Annotated in this window: 18 protein-coding genes; 10 read left to right on the top strand and 8 right to left on the bottom strand. The window is 72.3% G+C overall.

Features of this window, described 5'->3' with window-relative positions; genetic code table 11:
• Window positions 1–160: 160 nt before the first annotated feature.
• The gene (locus AB5J56_RS40315; protein ID WP_369240636.1) at window positions 161–748 is read right to left on the bottom strand and encodes a hypothetical protein; all 588 of its coding nucleotides are present in this window, start codon (window positions 746–748) and stop codon (window positions 161–163) included.
• Window positions 749–1,019: 271 nt separating this feature from the next.
• Here AB5J56_RS40315 and AB5J56_RS40310 point away from each other — a divergent pair, with 271 nt between their 5' ends.
• From AB5J56_RS40310 to AB5J56_RS40295, 4 genes are all read left to right on the top strand, one after another.
• Window positions 1,020–2,105, top strand: a complete 1,086-nt coding sequence (locus AB5J56_RS40310; protein ID WP_369240634.1) for a WD40/YVTN/BNR-like repeat-containing protein — start codon at window positions 1,020–1,022, stop codon at window positions 2,103–2,105.
• Window positions 2,106–2,244: 139 nt separating this feature from the next.
• The gene (locus tag AB5J56_RS40305) at window positions 2,245–2,922 is read left to right on the top strand and encodes a uracil-DNA glycosylase (RefSeq protein WP_369240632.1); all 678 of its coding nucleotides are present in this window, start codon (window positions 2,245–2,247) and stop codon (window positions 2,920–2,922) included.
• Window positions 2,919–3,929, top strand: a complete 1,011-nt coding sequence (locus tag AB5J56_RS40300) for an N-acetylglucosamine kinase (protein ID WP_369240630.1) — start codon at window positions 2,919–2,921, stop codon at window positions 3,927–3,929. The genes AB5J56_RS40305 and AB5J56_RS40300 overlap by 4 nt, the downstream gene beginning before the upstream one ends.
• Window positions 3,930–4,162: 233 nt before the next feature.
• Window positions 4,163–5,086 (top strand): sirohydrochlorin chelatase, encoded by a 924-nt coding sequence (locus AB5J56_RS40295; protein WP_369240628.1) that lies wholly within the window; start codon window positions 4,163–4,165, stop codon window positions 5,084–5,086.
• Window positions 5,087–5,162: 76 nt separating this feature from the next.
• Here the strand turns inward: AB5J56_RS40295 and AB5J56_RS40290 are convergent, their stop codons facing one another.
• The 3 genes from AB5J56_RS40290 to AB5J56_RS40280 all read right to left on the bottom strand — a co-directional run bounded on the left by AB5J56_RS40290 (window position 5,163) and on the right by AB5J56_RS40280 (window position 9,898).
• Complete coding sequence (locus AB5J56_RS40290; RefSeq protein WP_369240626.1) at window positions 5,163–6,206, bottom strand: lactonase family protein; 1,044 nt, start codon at window positions 6,204–6,206, stop codon at window positions 5,163–5,165.
• Between the two features lie 60 nt (window positions 6,207–6,266).
• Window positions 6,267–7,379: a nitric oxide synthase oxygenase gene (locus AB5J56_RS40285; protein WP_369243064.1), complete on the bottom strand. Its 1,113-nt coding sequence runs from the start codon at window positions 7,377–7,379 to the stop codon at window positions 6,267–6,269.
• Between the two features lie 1,022 nt (window positions 7,380–8,401).
• Complete coding sequence (locus tag AB5J56_RS40280) at window positions 8,402–9,898, bottom strand: FUSC family protein (RefSeq protein ID WP_369240624.1); 1,497 nt, start codon at window positions 9,896–9,898, stop codon at window positions 8,402–8,404.
• A 320-nt stretch (window positions 9,899–10,218) separates the two neighbouring features.
• On the opposite strand from AB5J56_RS40280, the gene AB5J56_RS40275 reads away from it, so the two are divergent.
• From AB5J56_RS40275 to AB5J56_RS40260, 4 genes are all read left to right on the top strand, one after another.
• Window positions 10,219–10,695 (top strand): Lrp/AsnC family transcriptional regulator, encoded by a 477-nt coding sequence (locus AB5J56_RS40275; RefSeq protein WP_369240622.1) that lies wholly within the window; start codon window positions 10,219–10,221, stop codon window positions 10,693–10,695.
• A 43-nt stretch (window positions 10,696–10,738) separates the two neighbouring features.
• Window positions 10,739–11,482 (top strand): HAD family hydrolase, encoded by a 744-nt coding sequence (locus tag AB5J56_RS40270; protein WP_369240620.1) that lies wholly within the window; start codon window positions 10,739–10,741, stop codon window positions 11,480–11,482.
• 63 nt (window positions 11,483–11,545) lie between these two features.
• Complete coding sequence (locus AB5J56_RS40265) at window positions 11,546–14,695, top strand: carboxyl transferase domain-containing protein (RefSeq protein ID WP_369240618.1); 3,150 nt, start codon at window positions 11,546–11,548, stop codon at window positions 14,693–14,695.
• A gap of 98 nt (window positions 14,696–14,793) precedes the next feature.
• Window positions 14,794–17,700: a COR domain-containing protein gene (locus tag AB5J56_RS40260; protein ID WP_369240616.1), complete on the top strand. Its 2,907-nt coding sequence runs from the start codon at window positions 14,794–14,796 to the stop codon at window positions 17,698–17,700.
• 3 nt (window positions 17,701–17,703) lie between these two features.
• On the opposite strand, the gene AB5J56_RS40255 is transcribed toward AB5J56_RS40260, so the two are convergent.
• The 4 genes from AB5J56_RS40255 to AB5J56_RS40240 are packed head-to-tail and all read right to left on the bottom strand — an operon-like array spanning window position 17,704 to window position 22,580.
• Entirely contained in the window at window positions 17,704–18,852 is a 1,149-nt protein-coding gene (locus AB5J56_RS40255) for an XdhC family protein (RefSeq protein WP_369240614.1), read from the bottom strand.
• On the bottom strand, window positions 18,845–20,977 hold the full coding sequence (locus AB5J56_RS40250) for a xanthine dehydrogenase family protein molybdopterin-binding subunit (RefSeq protein ID WP_369240612.1): 2,133 nt from the start codon (window positions 20,975–20,977) through the stop codon (window positions 18,845–18,847). Before AB5J56_RS40250 ends, AB5J56_RS40255 begins: the two co-directional genes overlap by 8 nt.
• Window positions 20,974–21,966 (bottom strand): xanthine dehydrogenase family protein subunit M, encoded by a 993-nt coding sequence (locus AB5J56_RS40245; protein WP_369240610.1) that lies wholly within the window; start codon window positions 21,964–21,966, stop codon window positions 20,974–20,976. Before AB5J56_RS40245 ends, AB5J56_RS40250 begins: the two co-directional genes overlap by 4 nt.
• Window positions 21,963–22,580, bottom strand: coding sequence for a (2Fe-2S)-binding protein (locus AB5J56_RS40240; RefSeq protein ID WP_369240608.1), 618 nt, complete (start codon window positions 22,578–22,580; stop codon window positions 21,963–21,965). The genes AB5J56_RS40245 and AB5J56_RS40240 overlap by 4 nt, the downstream gene beginning before the upstream one ends.
• Before the next feature lie 307 nt (window positions 22,581–22,887).
• Here AB5J56_RS40240 and AB5J56_RS40235 point away from each other — a divergent pair, with 307 nt between their 5' ends.
• Together AB5J56_RS40235 and AB5J56_RS40230 are read left to right on the top strand one after the other, a co-directional pair.
• The gene (locus AB5J56_RS40235) at window positions 22,888–23,508 is read left to right on the top strand and encodes a TetR/AcrR family transcriptional regulator (RefSeq protein ID WP_369240606.1); all 621 of its coding nucleotides are present in this window, start codon (window positions 22,888–22,890) and stop codon (window positions 23,506–23,508) included.
• A gap of 239 nt (window positions 23,509–23,747) precedes the next feature.
• A complete protein-coding gene (locus AB5J56_RS40230) occupies window positions 23,748–24,896 on the top strand; it encodes an MFS transporter (RefSeq protein ID WP_369240604.1) in 1,149 nt (382 codons plus the stop codon).
• The last annotated feature ends 5 nt before the right edge of the window (window positions 24,897–24,901 follow it).

Below are 24,901 nucleotides of genomic sequence, written 5' to 3'. Positions count from 1 at the left end.
CTCCGGCCGGGTGCGTGGTCGGCCGGGGCGAAGCCGCCGCTGGAGCTTCTGCGTTGTCAGCGTCGCGCGCCGGGCCGGGCCCGCGCAGGGGGCCGATCGGCCCGATGTGGGCCCGCTCGGCCCTGCGCCGACGCGGTGGTTCTCGCCCTCCGCTCCTCCGTCAGCTGGTTTTGCGCCCCCACAGCGGGTCGATGCGCTCCCACGCCTCGTCCCACTGGTCCATGCGCCGCCGTTCCAGCCGGCTGCGGGCCAGCCGCCCGCCGACGAAGGGGATGCCCGCGACGCTCACCCCGACCAGGACTCCCACCAGCGAGGCCCGCAGCCGTGCCTGGGAAGGGGTGGCGGGCTTGGTGACCAGCCGGCCGTCGCGGTCCGTCCACACCATGACCGTGGTGCCCGTGGAACTGCCGGCGAAGACCCTTGCCTGGCCGCTGCGCGCCGAACCGTCCGCGGCATTCCAGCGCGCCTTCGCCCACACCATGTCGCCGCCGGATCCGGGAGCGCCCGGGGCGGAGGTGGTCGGCGCGTTCTCCGTGAGGCGGGCCGGGACGGTGTGCCACTCGGCCCGCTCCCGGGCGAGGCCGTGCTCCACGTTCTGCGTCGCCGCCAGCCCGCCGCACACCCCGCCGAGCACGGTGAGGGTCCACGCGGCGAGCACGATCCACGCCTCCAGGGCGTCACTGGCACGCCGCAGCGGATTGCTCCGCCATCGCCACAGCCACACCTTCGGACCACGGAATGCCGCCATCGATGGCGTCCTCCTCACGACCGCACGGACATGCCACATCGCCCTTCCATACGCGAGCGGTCCGCGCGATGCTCACGCCGTGACCGGCGACACGTCCGTCGCACCGGTCCCACCGCCTCCCGGTCGTGCTTGCCGCAGGCCGCGCGCGATTCCGTCCGCGCCCCGACGCACCCGCTCCGACCTGCTGCGATGTCGTGTCCAGAGGTGGCTGTCAGTGCCGAGGTGCAGACTGGCCCGTATCTGAGACAACGACGTCGATGAGGTGGTCGGCATGACCGACGTTCTGCTCACCGTAGGCACACGCAAGGGGCTGTTCATCGGGCGGCGGCGCGGCGGCGCCTGGGAGTTCGACGACAGTCCGTACTTCAACGCGCAGGCCGTGTACTCGGTCGCCATCGACACCCGTGGTGGGACGCCGCGACTGCTGGCCGGCGGGGACAGTGCGCACTGGGGTCCGTCCGTCTTCCACTCCGACGACCTGGGCCGCACGTGGACCGAACCGGCCCAGCCCGCCGTCAAGTTCCCCAAGGACACCGGGGCTTCGCTGGAGCGGGTGTGGCAGCTGCACCCGGCGGCCGCCGAGCCGGACGTGGTGTACGCGGGCACGGAACCGGCCGCGCTGTACCGCTCCCGGGACCGCGGCGAGTCCTTCGAGCTGGTGCGCCCGCTGTGGGAGCACCCCACCCGTTCCCAGTGGGTGCCGGGCGGTGGCGGCGAGGGCCTGCACACCGTGCTCACCGACGAGCGGGACCCGCAGGCGGTGACGGTCGCCGTGTCGACGGCCGGGGTGTTCCGCACCCATGACGGCGGAGCGAGCTGGGAACCGTCCAACTCCGGTGTCTCCGCGGTGTTCCTGCCCGATCCCAACCCGGAGTTCGGCCAGTGCGTGCACAAGGTCGCGCAGGACGCGGCGACACCGGACCGGCTGTATCTGCAGAACCACTGGGGTGTGTACCGCAGTGACGACGCGGGCGCGCACTGGACCGACATCGGCGCGGGCCTGCCGTCCACGTTCGGCTTCGCCGCGGTCGCGCACCCGCACCGCGGCGACACCGCGTACGTGTTCCCGATCAACGCCGACGCGGACCGCGTTCCGGCCGATCACCGCTGTCGCGTCTACCGCACGGCGGACGCGGGCAAGAGCTGGGAGCCGCTCTCGGCCGGACTGCCCCAGGAGGACCACTACGGCACGGTGCTGCGCGACGCGATGTGCACGGACGGCGCGGACCCGGCGGGCGTGTACTTCGGCAACCGCAACGGCGAGGTGTTCGCGTCGGCCGACGACGGGGACAGCTGGCAGCAGTTGGCCGCGCACCTGCCGGACGTGCTCTGCGTGCGCGCCGCGGTCGTCGGCTGAGGCGACGGGGGGACCGATCGGCCATGAAGTCACGCTCTGCGTCCCGCAGGCACCCTGTTCGTCAACTCGTCGGTCATCCCCGGTCGCTCTTCGACCACCGGTTGATCTCCGCCGTGTGTACGGCAGTAGGGTGACGCCCGTGGCACCACGACCCTTGCATGAAATCGTCGAACCGGGCTGGGCGAAGGCCCTCGAACCCGTCGCCGGACGGATCGCCGAGATGGGCGACTTCCTGCGTGCGGAGATCGCCGCGGGACGCACCTATCTCCCGGCCGGGGCGAACGTCCTACGGGCCTTCCAGCAGCCCTTCGACGAGGTCCGCGTCCTCATCGTCGGGCAGGACCCGTATCCGACGCCGGGGCATGCGGTGGGGCTGTCGTTCTCCGTCGCACCGGAGGTACGGCCGCTGCCCGGCAGCCTGATCAACATCTACCGGGAGCTCAACACCGACCTGGGGCTTCCCCAGCCGTCCAACGGCGACCTCACGCCGTGGACGCAGCAGGGCGTGCTGTTGCTCAACAGGGCGCTCACCACGGCTCCGCGCAGCCCTGCGGCGCACCGCGGCAAGGGCTGGGAGGAAGTCACCGAGCAGGCGATACGGGCGCTGGCCGCCCGCGGGCGGCCGCTGGTGTCGATCCTGTGGGGCCGTGACGCGCGCAATCTGCGCCCGCTGCTCGGCGACCTGCCGTCCGTGGAGTCCGCGCACCCCTCCCCGATGTCGGCGGACCGCGGCTTCTTCGGCTCACGCCCCTTCAGCCGCGCCAACGACCTGTTGACCGGGCAGGGTGCGGAGCCGGTGGACTGGCGCCTGCCGTGAGGCACTCGGGTGCGGCGTCCGGCGCGGTGCCCGGTGTGCTGGCCGTGGACTCCGGAGGCTCGGGCCTGCGCGTCGCACTCGCCGTCCGCGGCTCCACCGGCGCGGTCTCCCTTTCCGTTCCCCTGATCTCCAAGGAGCCGGTGCGCACCGGCCCGCGCGGCATCGACGCCGGGCATCTGCTGGAGCAACTGCTGCCGATGGCCAGGCAGTTGATGGCCGACGCCGAGGTCGGCGAGCTGGCCGCGGTCGCGATCGGGGCCGCGGGGCTCGCCACCCTCGGCGACGAGCTGCGCGCGCGGCTGCCGTCGGCACTTGCGCGCGAACTCGGCGCCCGGCGGCTGGCGTTGATCGCCGACGCGGTCACCGCGTACGCGGCGGCGCTCGGGCAGCGGCCGGGCGCCGTGATCGCCGCGGGCACGGGCATGATCGCGGTCGGCACGGATCTGAAGCAGTGGCACAGGGCCGACGGATGGGGTCATCTGCTCGGCGACTGCGGCGGCGGGGCATGGATCGGCCGGGCCGGGCTGGAGGCGGCCGTCCGGGCCTTCGACGGGCGCCCGGGCGGATCCACAGAGCTGCTGGCGCGCGCCGAGGCGATGTTCGGGCCGATGCCGGGCCTGCCGGGCAAGGTGTATCCGCGCAGCGACCGGCCTGCGGTGCTCGCCGCGTTCGCGCCCGAGGTGGCGGGGTGCGCCGGGAGCGACTCGGTCGCCTCGGGGATCCTGCGCGCCGCCGCGCGGGACATGGCCGACTCCGCGGCCGCGGTCTGCCCCGAGATGAAGGAGGTTCAGGTCGCCCTCGCCGGGGGCCTGTTCAAGATGGGCGCCCCCCTCCTCGTACCCCTGCGGGAAGAGCTCGCAGCGCGACTGCCGCATACACGGCAGGTATCGGCGGCGGGCGACCCGCTGACCGGCGCCGTGAACATCGGTATCGACCTGGCGAACGGCGAGCTCGCACTGCCGCGCGACGAGCGGATGCTGTTCGTGGCGGCCGAGACCGGTAACTGACGTGGCGACCGGAACCGACGACTGCTGGAAGTGGCCGAAAGCAGTGGCCGAAACCGGTGACTGATGCACCCTGAACGGGATGCGCGGGTCGTCGCCCCCTCCGGGGCGCTTAAGCCATGCCGTACTGCTCACTTCTGATCGGTTCGTAACTCATCAGACAAAAGCGGACGGATACCGCTCACCTGCACCCTCCCCGAACAGGGGAACCCAGGAAACCAGTAACATGCGTCGCCATGAGCTCCCCCACTGGGCCCGCGTCCGGCCTGCCAGTACGAATGCCGCGACCTCGCCAGCCCGGGCGGCACCGCCGTCCCGAGCCCCTGGCGGCTCCCGAGGGCGCGCCCGCGCTTCTCCTCGCGGTGCCGGGCACGCCCAGCGCCGCCACGCGCAGCCTCGCCGAGGAGGTCGTGAGCATCGCGCGCTCCGAGCTCCCCGGCCTCGACGCCCGCATCGGGTACCTCGACGGGGACGACGCCGAGTTCCCCACGCTGCAGTCCGTGCTCACGCACGCCGCCCAGGAGCGCGTCGCGCGCTACGAGCAGGCCCGCGCCGCCGGTGTCGACGCCGCCGCGCCCGAGGGCCCCGTGGCCGTCGTCGTGCCGCTGCTCGCCGGACCGGACAACGCGCTGCTGCGCCGCCTGCGTCAGGCCGTCATGGACAGCCGTGTCGCCGCGGATCTCGCCGATGTCCTCGGCCCGCACCCGCTGCTCGCCGAGGGGCTGCACGTGCGCCTGTCCGAGGCGGGTCTGGCGCGCGCCGACCGCGCCCGGCTGTTCACCGTGGCCACCGCCGCGGACGGGATCATCCTCGCCTCCGTGGGCGGCGAGGAGGCCGTGCAGGCGGCCGGGATCACCGGCATGCTGCTCGCCGCGCGCCTCGCCGTGCCGGTGATGGCGGCGGCGCTCGACGAGGAGGGCTCGATCGCGGCCACCGCCGAGCAGCTGCGCGGCTCGGGCTCGCAGCACCTGGCGCTCGCGCCGTACCTGATCGGCCCGGAGATCGACGCGGGGCTGCTGGACGCGGCCGCCAAGGAGGCGGGCTGCTCCGCCGCCGAGGCGCTCGGTCCGTACCCGGCGATCGGCAAGCTGGCGCTGGCCAAGTACACGACGGCGCTGGGCATCGCCCCTCCGCAGCCGCAGGGCACTCCGGTCCGCTGAGCCCAGGACCACCGCACGTCGAAAGGCCCGCTCCTCTCGCAGGAGCGGGCCCTTCTGCTGTACACGGGCCGTGCGGTCAGCCGAAGACCACGCAGGACGCCGCCGGAGCCTCCACGGAGCCGCCCCGCCGCGGCACGCCCGTGTCCGGGTCGACCACGAACCAGGTCACGTCACCGGAGCGCTCGTTCGCGGCGTACAGGAAGCGCCCCGAGGGGTCGACGGCCAGCGCGCGCGGCCAGTGGCCGCCGGACGACACCATGGCGACCAGCCGCAGCCCCTCGCCCACCGCGTCCGGCGTGAGCACGGACAGCATGTCCTGGCCGCGCGTGGCCGTCCACACGAAGCGGCCGTCGGGCGACACGGCGATGCCCGACGGGTAAGCGTCGCCGTCCGGGACTCCCGACAGCACCGGTGTCTCGCCGACGGGTCGCAGCGTGCCCTCGGCGGCGTCCCAGCGGCAGACGGTCACGGTCGGCGCGAGTTCGTTGAGCACGTAGGCGTGCTCGCCGCGCGGGTGGAATGCCAGGTGGCGGGGCCCGGAGCCGGGGCGCAGCGCGATCTCGCGGTGCACCGCGAGCGTGCCGCCGGCCAGCGTGCACACCCGTACGGAGTCGGTGCCGAGGTCGACGCTCACCGCCCATCGTCCGCTCGGGTCGGGCTGCACCTGGTGGGCGTGCGGGCCGTGCTGGCGCGGGGTGTGCGGTCCCGAGCCGGTGTGCCGCAGCACGCTGGACGGGGTCTGGGTGAGGGTGCCGTCGACGCGGACGGGCAGGGCCGTGACGCTGCCGGAGCCGTAGTTCGCGGTCAGCACGTGCCCGGCGTGCACGCTGAGGTGGGTGGGGCCGCTGCCGCCGACCGGCACCGGTGGGCCGGTCAGTTCCGCCTTGTCGCCCGTGACGCGGTACGCGGCCACCGCGCCCTCGGCGGTCTCGCTGACCGCGTACAGCATGTCCTTGGTGGGCGACAGGGCCAGGTACGAGGGGTCGGGGACGCCGTCCGTCGCGCTGAGCACCGTGAGCGCGCCGTCGCACGGGTCCATGGCGGCGGTGAGGACGCCCGGGCCTCCCGCTGCCGTGAACGAGCCGATGAACGCACGTGGTTGCCGTCTGCCCTCTGCCACTTCCGTCCCCTCTCGGTGCTGCGCTGTCCGGGGCGACGGTAGCAGCAGAAGGCCATCGGTCTAGACCATTTCGGTGCCGTTGGCGCGCGCGTGTGCCTCCGGATGGTGGACGTACGCGGGCGTGCGCTCCACCGTCTCGTACATGCGATGGAAGACGGGTGTGGCCGAGCCGGAGATGGGCGGCACGATCCACGACCAGTCGGCGCCGACCCGGCGGCCCTTGCCCTCCTCCCGGCCCAGGTGAGTGAGGAAGCGCCGGGACTCCGTGTGATGGTCGGCGATCGTGACGCCCGCCCGGTCGAAGGAGTGCAGCACCGAGCGGTTGAGCTCGACGAGGGTGCGGTCCTTCCACAGCGAGCGGTCCGTGCGGGTGTCGAGGCCGAGACGGTGGGCGATGCGCGGCAGCAGGTCGTAGCGGTCGGCGTCGGCGAGGTTGCGGGCCCCGATCTCGGTGCCCATGTACCAGCCGTTGAAGGGCGCGGCCGGGTAGCAGATGCCACCGATCTCCAGGCACATGTTGGCGAGTGCGGGCACGGCGTGCCAGCGCAGTCCGAGCGCCCGCCACCAGGGGTACTCGGGGTGGGCGAGGTCCACTTCGAGCACCGCGTCGTCGGGCAGCGCGAACCAGCGGGGCGTGTCGTCGGCGCCCTGGATCACCAGCGGCAGCACGTCGAAGGCCGTTCCCGGGCCGCCGGGCCAGCCGAGCCGCCGGGCGAGTGCGGTGATGCCGGCGTTGCGCGGATCGCCGGTCACCCCGCCGTCGGGGCGCGGATAGCCCGCGTACCGGACCAACTGCTCGTTCCAGATCCGCGGGCCGGGCCGCCCCGGCGTGTCGGGGGCGAAGACGGTGATGAGCGCGCGGATCCGGCCGTCGCGAGTGGCTTCCCGCAGATGGTCCGCCGAAGCCGCGGCGACGTCCTCGGCCTCCCGCACCTCCCTGCGGTCGCGGACGCGCAGGGAGTGCCAGTACAGCCGTCCGATGCACCGGTTGGCGTTGCGCCAGGCGACCCGCGCACCGAACACGAGTTCCTCGGTGGTGTGGCGATAGGTCCCGGTGCCCGCGATCTCCGCGTGCGCGGCGGCGATCCGCCGGGCCGGGTCGCCGAGCCGTTCCTCGGTGTGGTGGAGAGTCAGGAATTCGGCTGCGGCACTGAGGAGTTCGTACGGCGCCATCGGCGCGTCCGGTGCGACGGCGCGGCCGGAGGGGGTACGCGCGCTCGGGCGACGCGGGACCGGAGCGGGGACGGCCGGCACGACTGGACCGTCCGTGCCGGAGCCCCTGCCCGGGCCTGCTGTTCTGCTTCCGGGGGCCGGGTGCCCACCGCGGGGAGTGTCGGGTGCGCGCGCATCCGGGCCGTTGCGGACGTGTGCCGTGTCCGGGGCGCGCACGTCCAGGCCGTCGCAGCCGTACGCCGAGTCCACAGCGCGCCCATCCAGACCAGTGCGGCCACTCGCCAGGTCCGCCGCGCACCCATCCAGGGCGCTACGACCGGACGCCGCATCCGGGGCACGCAAGTCCAAGCCACCCACGTCCGCCCCATTGCGGCCACGGGCCACATCCGCAGCACGCCCATCCAAGCCCTCGCGACCGGACGCCAAATCCGGAGCACGCCCATCCAGGCCAGCGCGGCCACTCCCCACGTCCACCGCGCGCCCATCCAAGGCGCTACGGCCATACGCCGCATCCGGGGCACGCGCCTCCAGCCCGTCGCGCCCGAACGCCCCGCCCTCCTCCGCTCCGCCGCGCGGCGGGCCGCCGGGGAGGAGTCGGCCCTGTAGGCCTGTCACGCGTCCCCAGGCGGAACGATCCGCCGCGTACGCAGGGGGCGCGTGGGGCGTAGGGGACGACGTGCCCGGACGTACGCCGGGATCGGCGGCGTCACTCGCGCGGCCGCGCGGAACCCGGTCCAGCCAGCCGCCCGGTTCCGCGGCCCAGGGCGCGAGGGGACGCGCGTCCGTGTGCTGGGCGTCGGTCGCGTCGGTGAGGCGTTCACCGCGTGCGGTGGTGCGGGGGAAATTCCGCATGGCGCCACCCCCAAGGGGCTCCGCCCGCGGGCCGCTCCCGCACGGTCCGCGGGTTCCGTGCGTCTGATAGCCGCGGGGTTACCCGGCCGGTGGCCTGATCCACCCTCTAGGTGGCCGGTAAAACTGCCTCATCCGGGGGCCGGGTGTCCAACGTCCGGCGTCGGCCGGGGTCAGGCGCTGAGGAGCGGCGAGCGCGGGGAGCTTCGCAGGGGCGTGGCGAGGGCCGCGAGCGCCCGCTCCAGACCGTGCAGGTGGGCGAGGGCCTGCTCGGCGCCGGGGTGGTGACCGGGGGCGCCGGCGTGCGCGGTCACGGCGCGTTCCGGAACGGCTCCGACCAGCGTCTCCACCGCCGTCTCGACGCGCCGGCAGGCGGCCGTGAGGCGTGCGTCGTGTGAGGCGTCCGGGTCGGCTGCGACGGCTGCGAGGCCCCGTACCTCGCGGGCGCAGTCATCGAGCAGGGCGAGCACCTGGCGGGCCCGGGCCCTGCGCGCCCGGATCGGGTTGAGCGGGTGCACCAGGGGCGCGAGAGCCATCCGTACGCGCCCCAGAAGTGCTTCGAGCTCCGCCGCGCGCGGCGCCGGGTCGGCCGAGGCGTCGCCCGCGAGCCGCGCGGCCGCCGCCGAGGTGCAGCCGTGCACGGCGTACAACGCCCGGTGCACCCACTGGTCGGTGACCGCGTGCGTGGTGATCGGCAGGATCAGCGCGACGGCGAGCGCGGCCCCGAGCGCGCCGACGCCGGTCTCGGCGAGGCGCAGCGCGAGGAGGCCGGGGTGGAGCACCCCGAGCAGCCCGTAGAGCAGGCCGGCCATGACGGTGACGAAGAACATCATCCAGCTGTACGACGGAGCCGCGGTGTAGAAGATCCCGAAGACGCAGACGGCGACGAGCGCGGCGGTGGGCGCCGGGGCGCCGTGCAGCGGTACGGCGATCAGCAGGCCGGCCGCGATGCCCGTGACCGTTCCGAGGACGCGCCGGAAACCGCGGACCAGCGTCTCGCCGCGCGAGGTCGTGTTGACGAAGATCCACCAGGCGGCGCCGACAGCCCAGTACCAGCGCTCGTGGGACAGCACCTGACCGGCGGCGATCGCGAAGGCGCAGGCGGCGGTCGCCTGGAAGGCCTGGCGCGTGACGGGCCGGGCGAGCCCGCGTCCGCCGAGCGGGGCCGGCGCCGCGGGCGGCGGAGTGCGCCGCTCGATGCACCACACGCCGAAGCGCACCGCTGAGGCGACGGCCAGGGACAGCGCCACCGCGGCGTACAGCTGTGGCAGTTGCCCGGCCACGGCGTGCAGGAACTGCGTGGTGAAGAACATCATGAACGCGAAGATGCCGAGTGCGTGGCCGCGCGGCCCCCAGCGGCGGGCGTAAACCCCGCAGAAGATCACGGCGAGCCAGGTCGCGTCGCGCAGCGTCTCCACCCCGTGCAGCGCCGTCGCGAGAGCGAGCACGGGCAGGCCGACGACGGGCAGCAGCGCGGTGGTGACCGCCTGGCCCCGCACCGTCGGATCGCCGACCGTGAACAGCGCGAGGAGCGCCGCGAGCCCGCCGGTGATCGAGGCGGGCAGGGAGAGTCCGGCCAGTTCCGAGGCGGTGACCGCGAGGCCGATGCCGAGCACGGCCCGCAGCGAGACCCGCAGTCGGACCAGTCCCGGATCCGGAGCCATGAACATCTTCTTCACCGTCGGCGGCCCGCCCCCACTTCGCTACGTCGTCCGTCCCTGTTCAGGACATGGGTGTCCTGCTTGAGGACATGGGGTCCCGGTTCAGGACATGCGTGTGTCCCAGTTAAGGGGCACGGCGTCCGGGATCGGGACATGGGAATGGCGCCGCGGGCACGGAATCCGGCTTCGTTGCCGTCCTGCGCTGCGCGGCGCCATCAATACGGACAACATAAGCAAGACTGAGGCAGTGGCTCAACTCATGCCGTTTGAGCTGGGCCATTGGTACAGTCGTTGACCATCACTTCTGACCGCAGGGAGGCCAACGGACCATGGCCGTGGACGCACTCGACACCCGCATCCTGCGGCTCCTTCTGGAACAGCCGCGCACCAGCGTGCGCGAGTACGCCCGCATCCTCGGCGTGGCCCGCGGCACGGTGCAGGCCCGCCTCGACCGCCTGGAGCGGGACGGCGTGATCACGGGCACGGGTCCCACGCTGTCCCCCGCGGCGCTCGGCCACCCGGTGCTGGCCTTCGTGCACATCGAGGTCACACAGGGCCATCTCGACGATGTGAGCGACGCACTCGCCGCCGTGCCGGAGATCATCGAGGTCTTCTCGATCACGGGTGGCGGCGATCTGCTGACGCGGGTCGCGGCGCGGGACAACGCGCACCTGGAGGACGTCATCCAGGCCCTGATCAGCCTGCCGGGCGTGGTCCGCACCCGCACCGAGGTGGCCCTGCGCGAGCGGGTACCGCACCGGCTGCTGCCGCTGGTGGAGGCGGTCGGACGCGCGGCGCGGAGCTGACCCTTCCCGCCGGGCGCCATGGAGCGTTGGCATCCTGGAGACCATGAGCACTCTCGGCGACATCTCGGTCATCTTCGATCTCGACGGAACACTCGTGGACAGCGAGCCGAACTACTACGAGGCATCGCGCGAGCTGCTCAGCCACCACGGCGTCCCCGGCTACACCTGGCGCGACAACGAGCAGTACGTGGGGATCAGCACCTGGGAGACGCTCGGACTCTGGAAGACGCGCTACGGGATCGAGGTGCCGCAGACCGACCTCCTCGCCGAACTGAACCACCGCTATCTGGAGCGCGCCCGGGCCGCGACGCCTGTGTATCCCGAGATGCGGAAGCTCGTGGAGCTGCTGGCGGGCGAGAGCGTCCCGATGGCTGTGGCCTCCGGCTCGTCGCCCGAGGCCATCGAGGCGATCCTGACCGGCACGGGGCTGGCCGCCCAGCTCACCACGGTCGTCTCGGCGGACGAGGTCGCGCAGGGCAAGCCCGCCCCCGACGTCTTCCTGGAGGCCGCGCGCCGCCTGGGCGCCGCCCCGGCGGACTGCGTGGTCCTGGAGGACGCGACCCCGGGCGCCGCCGCCGCGCATGCGGCCGGGATGCGCTGCATCGCGATCCCGTACGTCGTCGCGCAGGCCGACGACCCCGCGTTCGCGACGGCCGGGTTGCTGCTGCGGGGCGGTCACGCCGAGTTCACCGCGCGGGCCGCGTACGACTGGCTCGCGAGCTCGGCCACGGCCGCCGACCGCGACGCGAACAGCCAGGGCTCGCGGACCGCGCGGCGACCATATTGATGTGGACGGCGATGTCCGTGAGCATGGCGGGGCCGACCCGGCCACGGCCTTCCGGAGGGGCTCATGGGCGCTGCCGCCGTACTCGTCGCCAACCGCGGGGAGATCGCCGTACGTGTGCTGCGCGCCGTGTCCGAGATCGGGCTGCGCACCGTCGCGGTGTACGCCGAGGGCGACGACGCGCACGTCCAACAGGCGGACGAGGCCGTGCCGTTGAAGGACTACCTGGACGCAGATTCGCTTCTGGCCGCCGTGCGCGTCACCGGCTGCTCCTTCCTGCACCCCGGGTACGGGTTCCTGAGCGAGAGCGCCGCGTTCGCGCGCAGCTGCGCGGAGGCCGGGATCACGTTCGTGGGTCCCTCCCCTGAGGTCCTGGATCTCTTCGGCGACAAGTCCCGCGCCCGCGCGCTCGCGCGGCAACTCGGGGTGCCCGTCCTTGCGGGGACGGACGGGGCCACCTCACTGGACGACGCGCGCGAGTTCCTCACCGGCGGCCCGGTGATGATCAAGGCGGTCGGCGGAGGCGGCGGGCGCGGCATGCGGGTGGTCCGCACACCCGACGAGTTGGCCGCGGCCTGGGAGCGGTGCCGGGCGGAGGCCCAACAGGGCTTCGGGCGGGGCGAGTTGTACGTGGAGCGGCTACTGGAAGGCTCCCGGCACATCGAGGCGCAGATCCTGGGCGACGCGACCGGGGCCGTCACCCATCTCTGGGAGCGGGACTGCAGCGCCCAGCGACGCCACCAGAAACTGATCGAGATCGCTCCCGCGCCCGAACTGGCCGACTCCACAAGGGAGAAGCTCCTCTCCAGCGCTCTGCGCATGGCGCGCTTCACCCACTACACAGGCCTCGGCACCTTCGAATTCCTGGTCAGGGGCGAGGAGTTCCACTTCATCGAGGCCAATCCGCGCCTCCAGGTCGAGCACACCGTCACCGAGGAGGTGACCGGCGTCGACCTGGTCGCCGTACAACTGCGCCTGGCGGCAGGCGAGTCGCTGGCGGACGTGGGGCTCGCGGGACCGCCGCCGTCGCCGCGCGGCTATGCCGTCCAGGCGCGGGTGAACGCCGAGGTGACCTCCGTGGGTGGGGTGGTGCGGCCGTCGGCCGGCCGGCTCACGCGGTTCGACGTGCCGACGGGGCCCGGTGTGCGCGTGGACACCGCCGCGCGCGCCGGTGCGGAGGTCGGCGTCCGCTACGACTCGCTGCTCGCCAAGGTCGTCGCCCATGCGCCGGGCGGCTTCGAGGCCGCATGCGTGCGGGCACGCAGGGCTCTCGGCGAGTTCGGGATCGAGGGCGTACGGACCGGAATTCCCCTGCTGCGGGAGCTGCTCGAGCAGCCGCGATTCTGGAGCCACACCGGCTTCGTGGAAGCGCACTTGGCCGAGCTGTTGCCGGTGGAGGAGGAAGCCGCTCCGGTGACTCGCGGAGGCATCGTGAGCGCGCCCATGAGCGGCACGGTCGTCTCCGTCGAGGTCGCTGCGGGCGAACCGGTGTGCTCCGGGCAGCAGTTGATGATCCTCGAAGCCATGAAGATGGAACACGTCGTCAGCTCTCCGGGCTCCGGAGTCGTCCTCGCCGTGCACGCGCGCGTCGGGGAAACGGTCGTCGAGGGGCGCCCCTTGATGGCGCTGGACGAGGTGAGCGGGCCGACCGGCGATGCCGGGGCCGACGAGGTGCCGGATCTGGACGCCGTACGGCCCGACCTGGCCGAGGCGGTGCGGCGCCATTCCTTCGGCCTCGACGAGAACCGCCCCGAAGCCGTCGCGAAACGGCACGCGATCGGCCGCCGGACCGCACGCGAGAACATCCAGGACCTCTGCGACGAGGGGACGTTCACCGAGTACGGGGCGCTGGCGATCGCAGCGCAGCGCCGACGCCGTTCCCTGGACGACCTGATCCGCTCCACCCCGGCCGACGGCATGGTCACCGGCACCGGGCACGTCAACGGCGCGCCATGCGTGGCGATGTCGTACGACTACACGGTCCTCGCGGGCACCCAGGGGCTGCAGAACCACCGCAAGACCGACCGGATGCTGGAGCTCGCCGAGCAACGGCGGTTGCCCGTCGTCCTGTTCGCGGAGGGTGGCGGGGGCCGGCCCGGCGACACGGACACCACTTCCGTCGCCGGGCTGGACGTGACGACCTTCCACCGGATGGGCCGCCTCAGTGGTCTGGTCCCGCTCGTCGGCATCGCCTCGGGGCGCTGCTTCGCGGGCAACGCCGCCCTGCTGGGCTGCTGCGACGTGGTCATCGCGACGCCCGAGGCCACGATCGGCATGGGCGGCCCGGCGATGATCGAGGGCGGCGGACTCGGCGTGTACCGGCCCGAGGAGGTCGGACCGCTCTCGGTCCAGGTCCCCAACGGGGTCGTGGACATCGCCGTCACCGACGAGGCGGGGGCTGTGCGGGTGGCGCGGCAGTACCTCTCGTACTTCCAGGGGGCGCAGGGCAGTTGGGAGGAGCCGGACCGGCGACTGCTGCGGCATGTCGTACCCGAGAACCGGCGGCGCGCGTACGACATGCGGGCCGCCGTGGCGGCACTGGCGGACGTCGGCTCGGTGCTGGAGCTGCGTCCCTCGTTCGGGGTGGGTGTGCTGACGAGCCTCGTCCGTATCGAGGGAGGCCCGCTCGGGTTGATCGCCAGCAATCCGGCTCACCTGGGCGGCGCCATCGACCGCGACGCGGCCGACAAGACGGCTCGCTTCCTGCAACTCTGCGACGCCCTCGGCCTCCCTGTCGTCTCCCTCTGCGACACCCCCGGGTTCATGGTGGGCCCGGACGCCGAACGCACCGCCACGGTGCGGCACTTCGCCCGCCTGTTCGTCACCGGCGCGAACCTCCGCGTACCGCTCGTCAGCCTCGTCCTCAGAAAGGCGTACGGCCTCGGTGCCATGGCCATGATGGGCGGCTCCACCCGCGCCCCCGCGGCCACCGCCGCCTGGCCCAGCGGTGAGTTCGGCGGCATGGGCCTGGAGGGCGCGGTCCGACTCGGCTACCGCAAGGAGCTGGAGGCGATCACGGATCCCGAGGAGCGCGAGCGGGCCTTCGAGGCGCGGGTGGCCGAGCTGTACGAGCGCGGGAAGGCGGTCAATGCGGCGGCTGCGCTGGAGATCGACGCGGTGATCGATCCGGCGGAGTCTCGGGGGTGGGTTCTGGGGGCGTTGGAGGGGTGCAAGGAGCTGCCTCGCGAGCGGAGGTCGTTCATCGACACATGGTGATACTCAGTCAGGGAGCTTGTCTGTCCCGGGCGTTGTCTGGGATGACCGGATCGTCCAGACTTCCTGCACATGGTGTCGGCGAGCGTACGGCGGGAAACATGGCACTTGGCGACGAGGAACTCGGCGACGAGGAACAGGTACAGCAGCGGATCGCCGCGGCACGAAACGAGGTTGAGCTCGATCTGGGCCTCCTCGGACTCACCGAGGTGCCGGGCGAGTTGGCCGAGCTCACTCATCTGAGGCAACTCGACCTGAGTGCCAACAGTCTCACGGCGCTGCCGGACTGGCTCGGGAGTCTCACCAACCTCACTCACCTGAACGTCATGCTGAACGAGTTGACAGAGCTGCCCGAGTGGATCGGAAACCTCAGGAATCTCAGGCAGCTAGAGCTCAACATGTGTGGATTGACCAAGCTTCCGGAGTCGATCGGGAACCTCACCCAACTCACTGATCTCTTCCTCAATGGCAACAGGCTGACCGAGCTGCCCACCTCATTCGGTGACCTCACCAGTCTCGAACGTCTCGAACTGTCCGGCAGCGCCTTGACCCTCCTTCCGGACTCGTTCGGCAACTGCACCAACCTCAACCGCCTCGCGCTCAGGGACAACCAATTGGTCGGCCTGCCCGACTCGTTTGGCGATCTCGCCAGTCTTGACGTCGTCGAGCTCGACGGAAACGAACTCACCACCCTGCCACCAGAGGTCGTGGCCGCGGGCACGGCGACCCTGCTCGCCTTCCTCCGCGAGCGGTCCAGCAGCCGGACAACGCGCCAGTGGTCCTCGAAGGTCGTCTTCGTAGGTGAGGGCCGCGCCGGAAAGACGTCCCTCATCAAGTCGCTTCTGGACGAGCCGTTCGAAAGCAACGAGAGCAGCACGCACGGACTGAACGTCATCAATCTCGACCTGCCGCACCCGCATCCGGAGCGCGACGTCGTCATGCGGTTGTCCACCTGGGACTTCGGTGGCCAGGAGATCTACCATGCCACGCATCAGTTCTTTCTCACCGACCGCTCGCTGTTCGTCCTCGTCTGGGACGCGCAGATCGGCTGGGAGTCCACGAAGTTGTACTACTGGCTGGACATGATCAAGGCGAGGGCTCCGCGCGCCCCCGTCATCCTCGTGGCCACCCATCTCGGGCCGCGCCCCGCCGACCTTCCCCTGGCGGACCTGCACGCCGCGTACCCCGGCATGATCGTCGCCAGCTTGGAGGCCGACAACGAGACCCGGCAGGGCATCGGTGAAGTGCGGGACCGCATTGCCGAGCAGGCCTCCCGGCTGCCTCTCATGGGCGTGGTCTGGCCGGAGGCCTGGCTGAACGCCACCGAAGCGGTGCGGACCGACCCCCGCAACCATGTCGATCCGCAGGAGATGGCCGCCCTTCTGTCCGAACACGGCGTCACGGATCCCGGCCATCAGCGCGGTCTGACGCAAGCCCTGCACAGCCTGGGTGACGTCCTGGCCTACAGCGACGACCCGGAGCTGGGCGACATGGTGGTGCTGCGTCCGCAGTGGGTGACCGCCTACATCAGCCGGGTCCTGGACGCACCGGCGGTGCGGCAGACGGACGCCTTGTTCACCAAAGCGCATCAGAGCGAGCTCTGGCACGACCTCAGCACGGATCTGCGCCGCCACTTCGTGGCCCTGATGGAGCGCTTCGACCTCTCCTACCGTACGGACGACGGCACCAGCAGCATCGTCGTCGAGCTGCTGCCCTGGGATCCGCCCGCGTACGAGGAGGCTTGGGCGGCCACGGAGTCCGCACACCGCGAACTGCGGCTGCGCTACCGGCTGCACACCGTGCCACCCGGCATCCCGACCTGGTTCATCGCCCGCGAACACCGCTTCACCGCCGGGCTCCACTGGCGCAGCGGCGCGCTCCTGCGCCACCCGGACGGCGAGCACACCGCGCTGGTGACTGTCGACCGCATCGCCAGGACAGCCGAGTTACGCGTGCGCGGCCCCTATCCGCAGGACTTCCTCGCCATCCTGAAGGACGGTTTCGAGCAGACGCTGCGCCGCTATCCCGGCCTTGAGATCAACCGGTCGGTGCCCTGCCCGGGAAGACTGCCCGACGGCTCGGAATGCACCCACGAGTTCCCGCACGACCAGCTCAAGGCCCGCCTGGCACGGACGCCGCCACGGGAGGAGGCGGAGTGCCCGGTCGAGATCAGAGACCACAACGTACGGCAGTTGATGCAGGGCATCGAGCCCCCGGAGGCCCGGCGCTCCGAGGAGTTGCTCATGCAGACGCGGGACGAGGTGCGGCGCATGACGGATGTCGTCGAGCGCCAGCGCGTGGACGGGGCCGCGCGGCACGACGGCCTGTTGCGCACCCTTGAGCAGATGGAGGCCAAGCAGGCGTCCATCGCGGCGGAGCAGCAGCGGGCGGCACTCGCGGCCTGGCGCGGTCACCGGACGTCCCAGCAGGTGACCTGCCCGAGTGTGGTGTCGATCACCCGGGTGACACGGCGTAGGGCCCTGGGTGTGATCCGCGGCTCGTACTTGCAGCTGCGGCTCTATTGCGAGGCCCCGGGCCAGTGGCATCCCGCGCCCGGCCACGAGCCCTACGAGGTCCGGGCGACGTCACAGCTTGAGGCGACCCTCCTGCCGTACGCCCGCGGCCTGTTCAAGATCCTGCGCTACGCCGTTCCGGTGGTCGGCGGCGCCATCGGGGTCGCCTCCGAAGATCTCGACAAGATTCTTCAGGACGACATCAAGCTGATGAAGGCACTCCTCGACACGACGTCCGAGCTCGGGGAACCGGACGACTCCGCCGACTTCGCCTCCCTCAACACACTGGTGAGGGCGGAGTGGGACTCGGAGTTCCGTACGATGCGCAACCTGCTCGAACAGCTCGACCCGCATCGGCTCTGGGGCGGTCTGAACAAGGTCTCCACCCCCGAGGCCGACACGCTCTGGCTCTGCAAAGACCACGCGCGGCCGTACCGCAACGCCCTCCCCGCCGCACCCACTCCCCCGCCGGCCCCGCTACCGCCCGCCCCCTGACAGTCAAGCGGCCGCGGACACCCCCTCGGCACGGGCGCTGTCACGGCGGTGGATCGGCGTCCGCGAGCCGGTCAACGGCACGCCCGTCCCGCCCCGCCGCGCCGCGACGATCTCCGCCGCGATGGACAGGGCGGTCTCCTCCGGCGTACGGGCGCCGAGGTCGAGGCCGATCGGGGAGTGCAGGCGGGCCAACTCCCGTTCGGTGACGCCTACTTCGCGCAGGCGGTCGTTGCGGTCCTCGTGGGTGCGGCGGGAGCCCATCGCGCCGACGAACGCGACGGGCAGCCGGAGGGCCGTCTCCAGGAGGGGTACGTCGAACCTGGCGTCGTGGGTGAGGACGCACAGGACCGTGCGTGTGTCGGTCGCGGTGTGCCGGAGATAGCGGTGCGGCCAGTCGACGACGATGGCGTCGGCCTCGGGGAAGCGGGACCGGGTGGCGAAGACGGGGCGGGCGTCGCACACGGTCACGTGGTAGCCGAGGAACTTGCCGACGCGGACCAGCGCCGACGCGAAGTCGATCGCCCCGAAGACGATCATGCGGGGCGGTGGCACGTTCGACTCGACGAGCAGGGTGAGGCCGCCGGGGCAGTGTGAGCCGTCCTCGGAGACATCGACCGTGCCGGTGCGGCCGGCATCCAGCAGGCCCACGGCCTCGGCCGCCGCCGTCCGGTCCAGCTCCGGGTGACCGCCGAGACCGCCTTCGTACGAGCCGTCGGGGTGCACGAGCAGGGCCGCGCCGAGGAGTTCGGCCGGGCCGCGCACGACGCGGGCGAGGGCGGCGGGTTCGCTGCGCGCGGCGGCCGACAGCGCCGAGCCGAGCACCGGTCGGGCGGTGGCCGTCGCGCGGACCGGGCTGACCAGGATGTCGAGGACGCCGCCGCAGGTCAGCCCGACCGCGAAGGCGTCCTCGTCGCTGTAGCCGAACCGCTCGAGGACGCTCCCGCCGTCCTGGAGCGCCTGGACGCACAGGTCGTACACCGCTCCCTCCACGCAGCCCCCGGAGACGGAGCCAATGACCGTGCCCTCGCTGTCGACGGCGAGGGCGGCGCCCGGACCGCGCGGCGCGCTGCCGCCGACCGAGACTACGGTGGCGACGGCGAAGTCCCGGCCCTCTTCCTCCCATCGGTGCAGTTCGGCGGCGATGTCAAGCATGCTGGGCTGCCCTCAGAACGCGGTCGGGGCGGATCGGCAGGCTGCGGTGGCGGACGCCGGTCGCGTGCCAGACCGCGTTGGCGATCGCCGCCGCGGCGCCGACGATGCCGATCTCACCGATGCCCTTGATGCCGATGGGGTCGTCGGGGTCCGGGTCGTCGATCCAGTCGGCCTCGATGTGCGGTACGTCGGCGTGCGTGGCCACGTGGTAGCCCGCGAGGTCGGCGCCGTAGTGACCGCCCGTGGCCCGGTCGCGGACCGCTTCCTCGTGCAGGGCCATGGAGATGCCCCAGGTCATGCCGCCGACGAACTGGTTGCGTGCGGTGAGCGGGTTGATGATCCGGCCCGCCGCGAAGATGCCGAGCATGCGGCGCACGCGGACCTCACCGGTGGTGACGTCCACGGCGACCTCGGCGAACTGCGCGCCGAAGGAGTGCCGTTCCATCTGTGCGAGGGCGCCGACGGCCTCGGTGGTGTCCGAGCGTACGGTGATCCCCTCGGGCGGGATGATCGCGCCGAGGGCGAGCCGCTCGCGCAGTTCACCGGCCGCGACCGTGACCGCCCAGGCCCAGGAGCGGGTGCCCATCGAGCCGCCGGCGATGAACGCCATCCCGAAATCGCTGTCCCCGATGTGCACTTGGACGCGGTCCGGCGCCACCTCCAGCGCGTCGGCGGCGACCAGAGTGAGAGCGGTCCGGGCGCCGGTACCGATGTCCGCCGCGTTGATCCGCACGGTGAAGGTGCCGTCCGCCTCCGCCGTCACGGCGCCCGTGGAGGGCGCCGACCCCGCGGGGAAGGAGGCGGCCGCCGTGCCGGTGCCGAGCAGCCAGCGCCCGTCCCGGCGCAGCCCGGGACGCGGGTCCCGGTCCGCCCAGCCGAACCTGCGGGCCCCTTCCCGGAAGCAGGCGTGCAGGTTGCGGCCGCTGAACGGCAGCCCGGACACCGGGCCCCGCTCGGGCTCGTTGCGGGCGCGCAGTTCGATCGGGTCGATGCCGCACTTCTCGGCGAGTTCGTCGAGTGCCGACTCCAGCGCGAAGGAGCCGGGCGCCTCGCCCGGTGCGCGCATCCAGGTCGGGGTGGGCACGTCGAGCCGTACGACCTGGTTGCTGGTGTGGTGGGCGTCGGCGTCGTACATCGTCCGGGCCACCCCGGCGCTCGGCTCGATGAACTCGTGCACGGTCGACGTCAGGCTCAGCGAGCGGTGTTCCAGCGCGCGCAGCCGGCCGTCCGCGTCGGCGCCGAGCCGGAGCCGCTGCGCCGTGGGGCTGCGGTAGCCTGCCAGCGAGAACATCTGACGGCGTGTCATGACGACGCGGACGGGCCGCTGGAGAACGGTGGCGGCCATCACGGCGGCCACCTGGTGCGCGCGCACGCCCTTGCTGCCGAAGCCGCCGCCGACGTGCTCGGAACGCACCCGCACCGCGGCCGGGTCGAGCGAGAAGAGGCTGGCGAGTTCGGCGGCGACCCACACGGTGCCCTGGTTGGAGTCGACGACTTCGAGCCGTCCGCCGTCCCAGCGGGCCGTCGCCGCGTGCGGCTCCATCGGGTTGTGGTGTTCCTCCGGGGTGGAGTACTCCGCGTCCAACACGACGGCCGACGCGGCGAGTTCGGCCTCCAGGTCACCCTTCTCCGCGACCGCCGGCATGTGGGCGTCCAGCGGATACGCGTCCGGGTGCTCGCCGCCCTCGAACGCGACGTCGTGCGGCTCCTCTTCGTAGCGCACGACGAGCGCCTCGGCGGCCTCCCTCGCCTGTTCGGAGGTCTCGGCGACGACCAGGGCCACCGGCCAGCCCAGGTAGGGCACGCGGTCCTGCTGGAATACGGCGGTGGTCGGGTCCGGCGGGACGCCCAGCAGGCCGATGTACTCGGTGTCGACACGCGGCGCGTTGCCGTGGTGCAGGACGGCGATCACGCCGGGCATGGCGAGGACCGGAGCGGTCTCCACCGCGAGGATGCGGCCCCGGGCGACGGTGGACAACGCCAGCCAGCCGTGGGCGAGTTCGGCGAAGGGGATCTCCCCGGCGTAGCGGGCCGCCCCGGTGACCTTGTCGCGGCCCTCGACGCGGGTGTGGGCGGTGCCGACGGCGCCCTTCGCCGTCGTACGTCCGGTGATGGCGGTGGTCATCGGGCGGCCTCCTCGGCGAGTTCGGTCAGCACGGCCACCACGAGGTTGCGCATCAGGGTCACCTTGTATCCGTTGTCGGCCAGCGGCTCGGCGGCGGCCAGTTCGGCGTCCGCGGCAGCGGCGAAGGTCTTGGCGTCCGCCGGGGCTCCGGCCAGTGCGCGTTCGGCCGCCCGGGCCCGCCACGGCCGCGACGCGACCGCCCCGAAGGCCAGGCGCACATCGCGTACGACACCGTCCTGGACGTCGAGCGCGGCGGCGATCGAGCCGATCGCGAACGCGTACGAGGCGCGCTCGCGCACCTTGCGGTAGCGGGAGTGCGCGGCGACCGGCGCGGGCGGCAGCGTGACACCGGTGATCAGTGCGCCCGCCGGCAGCGCGGTCTCCCGGTGCGGGGTGTCGCTCACGGGCAGATAGAACTCGGCGAGCGGCAACTCACCCGCTCCGTCCGCCGTTTCGTACGAGACGACGGCGTCGAACGCCGTCAGCGCCACACCCATGTCGGAGGGGTGCGTGGCCACGCAGTGCGCGGAGGCCCCGAGGATCGCGTGGTTGTGGTGCTCGCCCTCGATGGCGGGGCAACCACTGCCGGGAACACGCTTGTTGCACGGCTTGGTCACGTCGGCGAAGTACCCGCACCGGGTGCGCTGGAGCAGGTTTCCGCCGACCGTCGCCATGTTGCGCAGCTGCCCGGAGGCACCGGCCAGCACGGCCTGTGTCAACGCCGGGTAGCGGCGGCGGACTTCGGGGTGCGCGGCGAGATCGCTGTTGGTGACGGTCGCACCGATGCGCAGGCTGCCGTCCGGCATCAACTCGACGCCGTCCAGGGGAAGTTCGCGTACGTCGATGAGCCGGGAGGGCCGTTCGACGCCGGTCTTCATCAGGTCGACGAGGTTGGTGCCGCCGCCGAGGAAGCGGGCGTCGGGATCGGCGCCGAGCAGGGCGACCGCGCCGGCGACGTCTGACACCCTCTGATAGCCGAACTCCCTCATGCCGCCGCCTCCTTGACCTTGTCCGTCTGCGTCCGTGCCGTCGCCTCGCCTGTGTCGGCCCGCGTGTGGGCCGCCTGCTCCTCGGCCGCTCGGGCGACCGCCTCGACGATGGACACATAGGCGCCGCAGCGGCACAGGTTGCCGCTCATCCGCTCCCGGATCTCGTCGGCGGTGAGCGGTGAGGGTCCCGCTTCGGGCCGTACGTCGGCGGTGGCGGCGCTCGGCCAGCCCGCCGCGTGTTCCTCGATCACCGCGATGGCGGAGCAGATCTGCCCCGGTGTGCAGTAGCCGCACTGGTAGCCGTCGAGGTCGAGGAACGCCTGCTGCACCGGGTGCAGTTGATCGCCGTCGGCCAGGCCCTCGACGGTGGTGATCGATCGCCCCTCGGCGGCGACGGCGAGCTGCAGACAGGACACGGCCCGGCGCCCGTCGAGCAGCACTGTGCAGGCGCCGCACTGGCCCTGGTCGCAGCCCTTCTTGGTGCCGGTCAGATCAAGGTGCTCGCGCAGCGCGTCGAGCAGGGTGGTGCGGTGGTCGACGGGCAGCGTGTACTGCTCGCCATTGACGGTCAGGGTGACGGCGCTGTACGTCGAGGGGGTGGGAGCTGCGGCCATGTTCAGCCTTCTTTCGCGTGTGGGCGCGTCGAAGTCGGACGGGCGATCCCGCCAGGAAGTTCGCAAGGAGATGGCGCTGTACAGAGGGAAGAGAGAAGAGGGAACAGGAAAGACGCAAGAGACGCGGGCAAGGGGGCGGGGTGGTTCGGGGCCCGCGTGCGCAGTGCGCGACAATGCGGGCGGGCGATCGGTTCCGGCCATTTATATGGACTCTGGCTGCCGCTACGATGGACCCAAGTGGACAGCCGTCCGCTTACCCATGAACCTAGCGGACAGCTGTCCGCTTAGCAAGGGTGGCCCGGCCGCGATGCCGGAAGGAGGACGAGTGCCGGAGAAGCGGGAGAAGGACGACGCGACGCGCGCGGACACCCCACTGCGCTCGGACGCGCAACGCAATCGCGAGCGCATCCTCGAAGTCGCCCTCAGCGAGCTGACTTGCTCGGCCGACGCCCCGCTCAGCGCGATCGCGAAGAAGGCGGGCGTCGGGCAGGGCACGTTCTACCGCAACTTCCCCAACCGCGAGGCCCTCGTCCTGGAGGTCTACCGCCACGAGATGCAGCAGGTCGCCGACGCGGCGGCCCAGCTCCTCCAGGCCCAGGCCCCCGATCAGGCACTGCGGAAGTGGATGGACCGCCTCGCGCGGTACGCCATGACCAAGGCGGGCCTGGCCGAAGCCATGCGCAATGCCGTCAGCGCGCCGGGCGGCCCGGCCCGGCCCGGACACAACCCCGTGATCGAGGCCGCCGTACTTCTGCTGAAGGCCAACGAGGAGGCTGGCACCATCCGCCCGGGCGTGACACCGGACGACTTCATGCTCGCCATCTCCGGCCTCTGGCAACTAGACCCGCACACCGACTGGCAGTCCCGCGCCACCCGCCTGCTGGACCTCGTCATGGACGGTCTGCGCGCCGGGGCTCGGGGGAACTGAGCGGCGCGCACCGCAATCCGGCGTCGCGGAACGCCGACGGATCCCCGACCAGGTCAGCCGCCCCGGGGAGAGCGGCAGTTGACCGGATTCGGGACGACTGCACCTCGGCGCGTTCCGGTAGCGTTCGGCCCCTTGGCTCAGCGATCACCCGTCCAGTGACGACCAGTACCGACCCGGGGGCCGGATCCATGTTTGCCGTCTATCGACAGGTTTTCGCCGAGCCGAAACTCCGGTCCCTGATGACCATCGGGCTGCTGGCGAAGATGCCGGGGCTGGGCATTTCCGCGGTCATCCTCCTGCACGTCGTAAGCAATCTGGACCGCGGTTTCGGCGCGGCGAGCCTGGTGTCCGCGCTGTGGACGGCGGGCGCCGGGATCGGTGCGCCCCTCCAGGGCCGCGGTCTCGACCGGTACGGGCTGCGCAAGGTGCTCGCCCTGGTGGTGACCGCGCAGTCCCTGTTCTGGGGACTCGCGTACCTCCTGCCGTATCCCGCGCTGCTGGGCGCGGCGTTCGTCGGCGGGCTGCTGACGCTCCCGGCGTTCACCGTGATCCGGCTGGCGCTGGCGACGATGGTGACCGAGGAGAGCCGGCACACCGCGTACGTGGTGGACTCGATGACCACCGACCTCGCCTACATGGTCGGCCCGTCGATCGGCATCGTGCTCGCCTCACAGGCCTCCCCCACGGTGGCGTTCCTCGTCATGGGCGCCCTGCTGTTCCTGTCCGGGATCGCCTACGTGGTGCTCAACCCGCCCCTGCAGAAGGCCCGTCCGCGGGACGGCGGCAAGCCCAAGTCGGGCGACTGGCTGTCCCCGCGCATGGTGTGCGCGCTGGGCATCACCGTCGCCGCCTCGGTCGCCGTGATGGGCTTCGAGGTCGCCGCCATCGGCTCGCTGCAACGGTGGGGGCAACTCCAGTGGAGCTGGCTGCTGTTGGTCGTCGCGGGCCTCGCGTCGGTGGCCGGCGGGCTCGTCTACGGCGGGATGCGCCGCCCGCCCTCGGTGTTCGTGGTCACCGCGGTGCTCGGGCTGCTGTGCCTGCCGATAGGTCTCGCCACCCAGTGGTACTGGCTGTGCCTGCTGGCCGTTCCCGCGAACTTCTTCGTGGCGCCCGCCCTGTCGGCGTCCGCGACCTCGGTGAGCCTGCTGGCGCCCGAGGGCAGCAAGGGCGTGGCCATGGGCGCCTACGCCAGCGCCCTCCTGGTCGGCAACGTCGCCGGGTCCCCGCTGGCCGGTGTGGTCATGGACCACGGCGGACCGGTTGCCTCCTTCGCCGCGCTCGGCGCCACGGCGGCGGCGATCGCCGGGATCGCCCACCTGTGCGACGTGCGCTTCCGCGCCGCCGGGACACCGCAGAGCGGGCAGCCGGACGCGATGACGTCCTCCTGAGCGAG

It is taken from the genome of Streptomyces sp. R21 (assembly GCF_041051975.1).
Lineage (GTDB): Bacteria > Actinomycetota > Actinomycetes > Streptomycetales > Streptomycetaceae > Streptomyces.
This window is presented reverse-complemented; position numbering and strand designations above follow the sequence as displayed.

Coding starts and splice junctions, on each gene's coding strand:
- AB5J56_RS40315 (WP_369240636.1), bottom strand. CDS start 748: ATGGCGGCATTCCGTGGTCCGAAGGTGTGGCTGTGGCGATGGCGGAGC.
- AB5J56_RS40255 (WP_369240614.1), bottom strand. CDS start 18,852: ATGCTTGACATCGCCGCCGAACTGCACCGATGGGAGGAAGAGGGCCGG.
- AB5J56_RS40270 (WP_369240620.1), top strand. CDS start 10,739: ATGAGCACTCTCGGCGACATCTCGGTCATCTTCGATCTCGACGGAACA.
- AB5J56_RS40260 (WP_369240616.1), top strand. CDS start 14,794: ATGGCACTTGGCGACGAGGAACTCGGCGACGAGGAACAGGTACAGCAG.
- AB5J56_RS40265 (WP_369240618.1), top strand. CDS start 11,546: ATGGGCGCTGCCGCCGTACTCGTCGCCAACCGCGGGGAGATCGCCGTA.
- AB5J56_RS40235 (WP_369240606.1), top strand. CDS start 22,888: ATGCCGGAAGGAGGACGAGTGCCGGAGAAGCGGGAGAAGGACGACGCG.
- AB5J56_RS40275 (WP_369240622.1), top strand. CDS start 10,219: ATGGCCGTGGACGCACTCGACACCCGCATCCTGCGGCTCCTTCTGGAA.
- AB5J56_RS40285 (WP_369243064.1), bottom strand. CDS start 7,379: ATGGCGCCGTACGAACTCCTCAGTGCCGCAGCCGAATTCCTGACTCTC.
- AB5J56_RS40280 (WP_369240624.1), bottom strand. CDS start 9,898: ATGTTCATGGCTCCGGATCCGGGACTGGTCCGACTGCGGGTCTCGCTG.
- AB5J56_RS40245 (WP_369240610.1), bottom strand. CDS start 21,966: ATGAGGGAGTTCGGCTATCAGAGGGTGTCAGACGTCGCCGGCGCGGTC.
- AB5J56_RS40310 (WP_369240634.1), top strand. CDS start 1,020: ATGACCGACGTTCTGCTCACCGTAGGCACACGCAAGGGGCTGTTCATC.
- AB5J56_RS40230 (WP_369240604.1), top strand. CDS start 23,748: ATGACCATCGGGCTGCTGGCGAAGATGCCGGGGCTGGGCATTTCCGCG.
- AB5J56_RS40250 (WP_369240612.1), bottom strand. CDS start 20,977: ATGACCACCGCCATCACCGGACGTACGACGGCGAAGGGCGCCGTCGGC.
- AB5J56_RS40295 (WP_369240628.1), top strand. CDS start 4,163: ATGAGCTCCCCCACTGGGCCCGCGTCCGGCCTGCCAGTACGAATGCCG.
- AB5J56_RS40240 (WP_369240608.1), bottom strand. CDS start 22,580: ATGGCCGCAGCTCCCACCCCCTCGACGTACAGCGCCGTCACCCTGACC.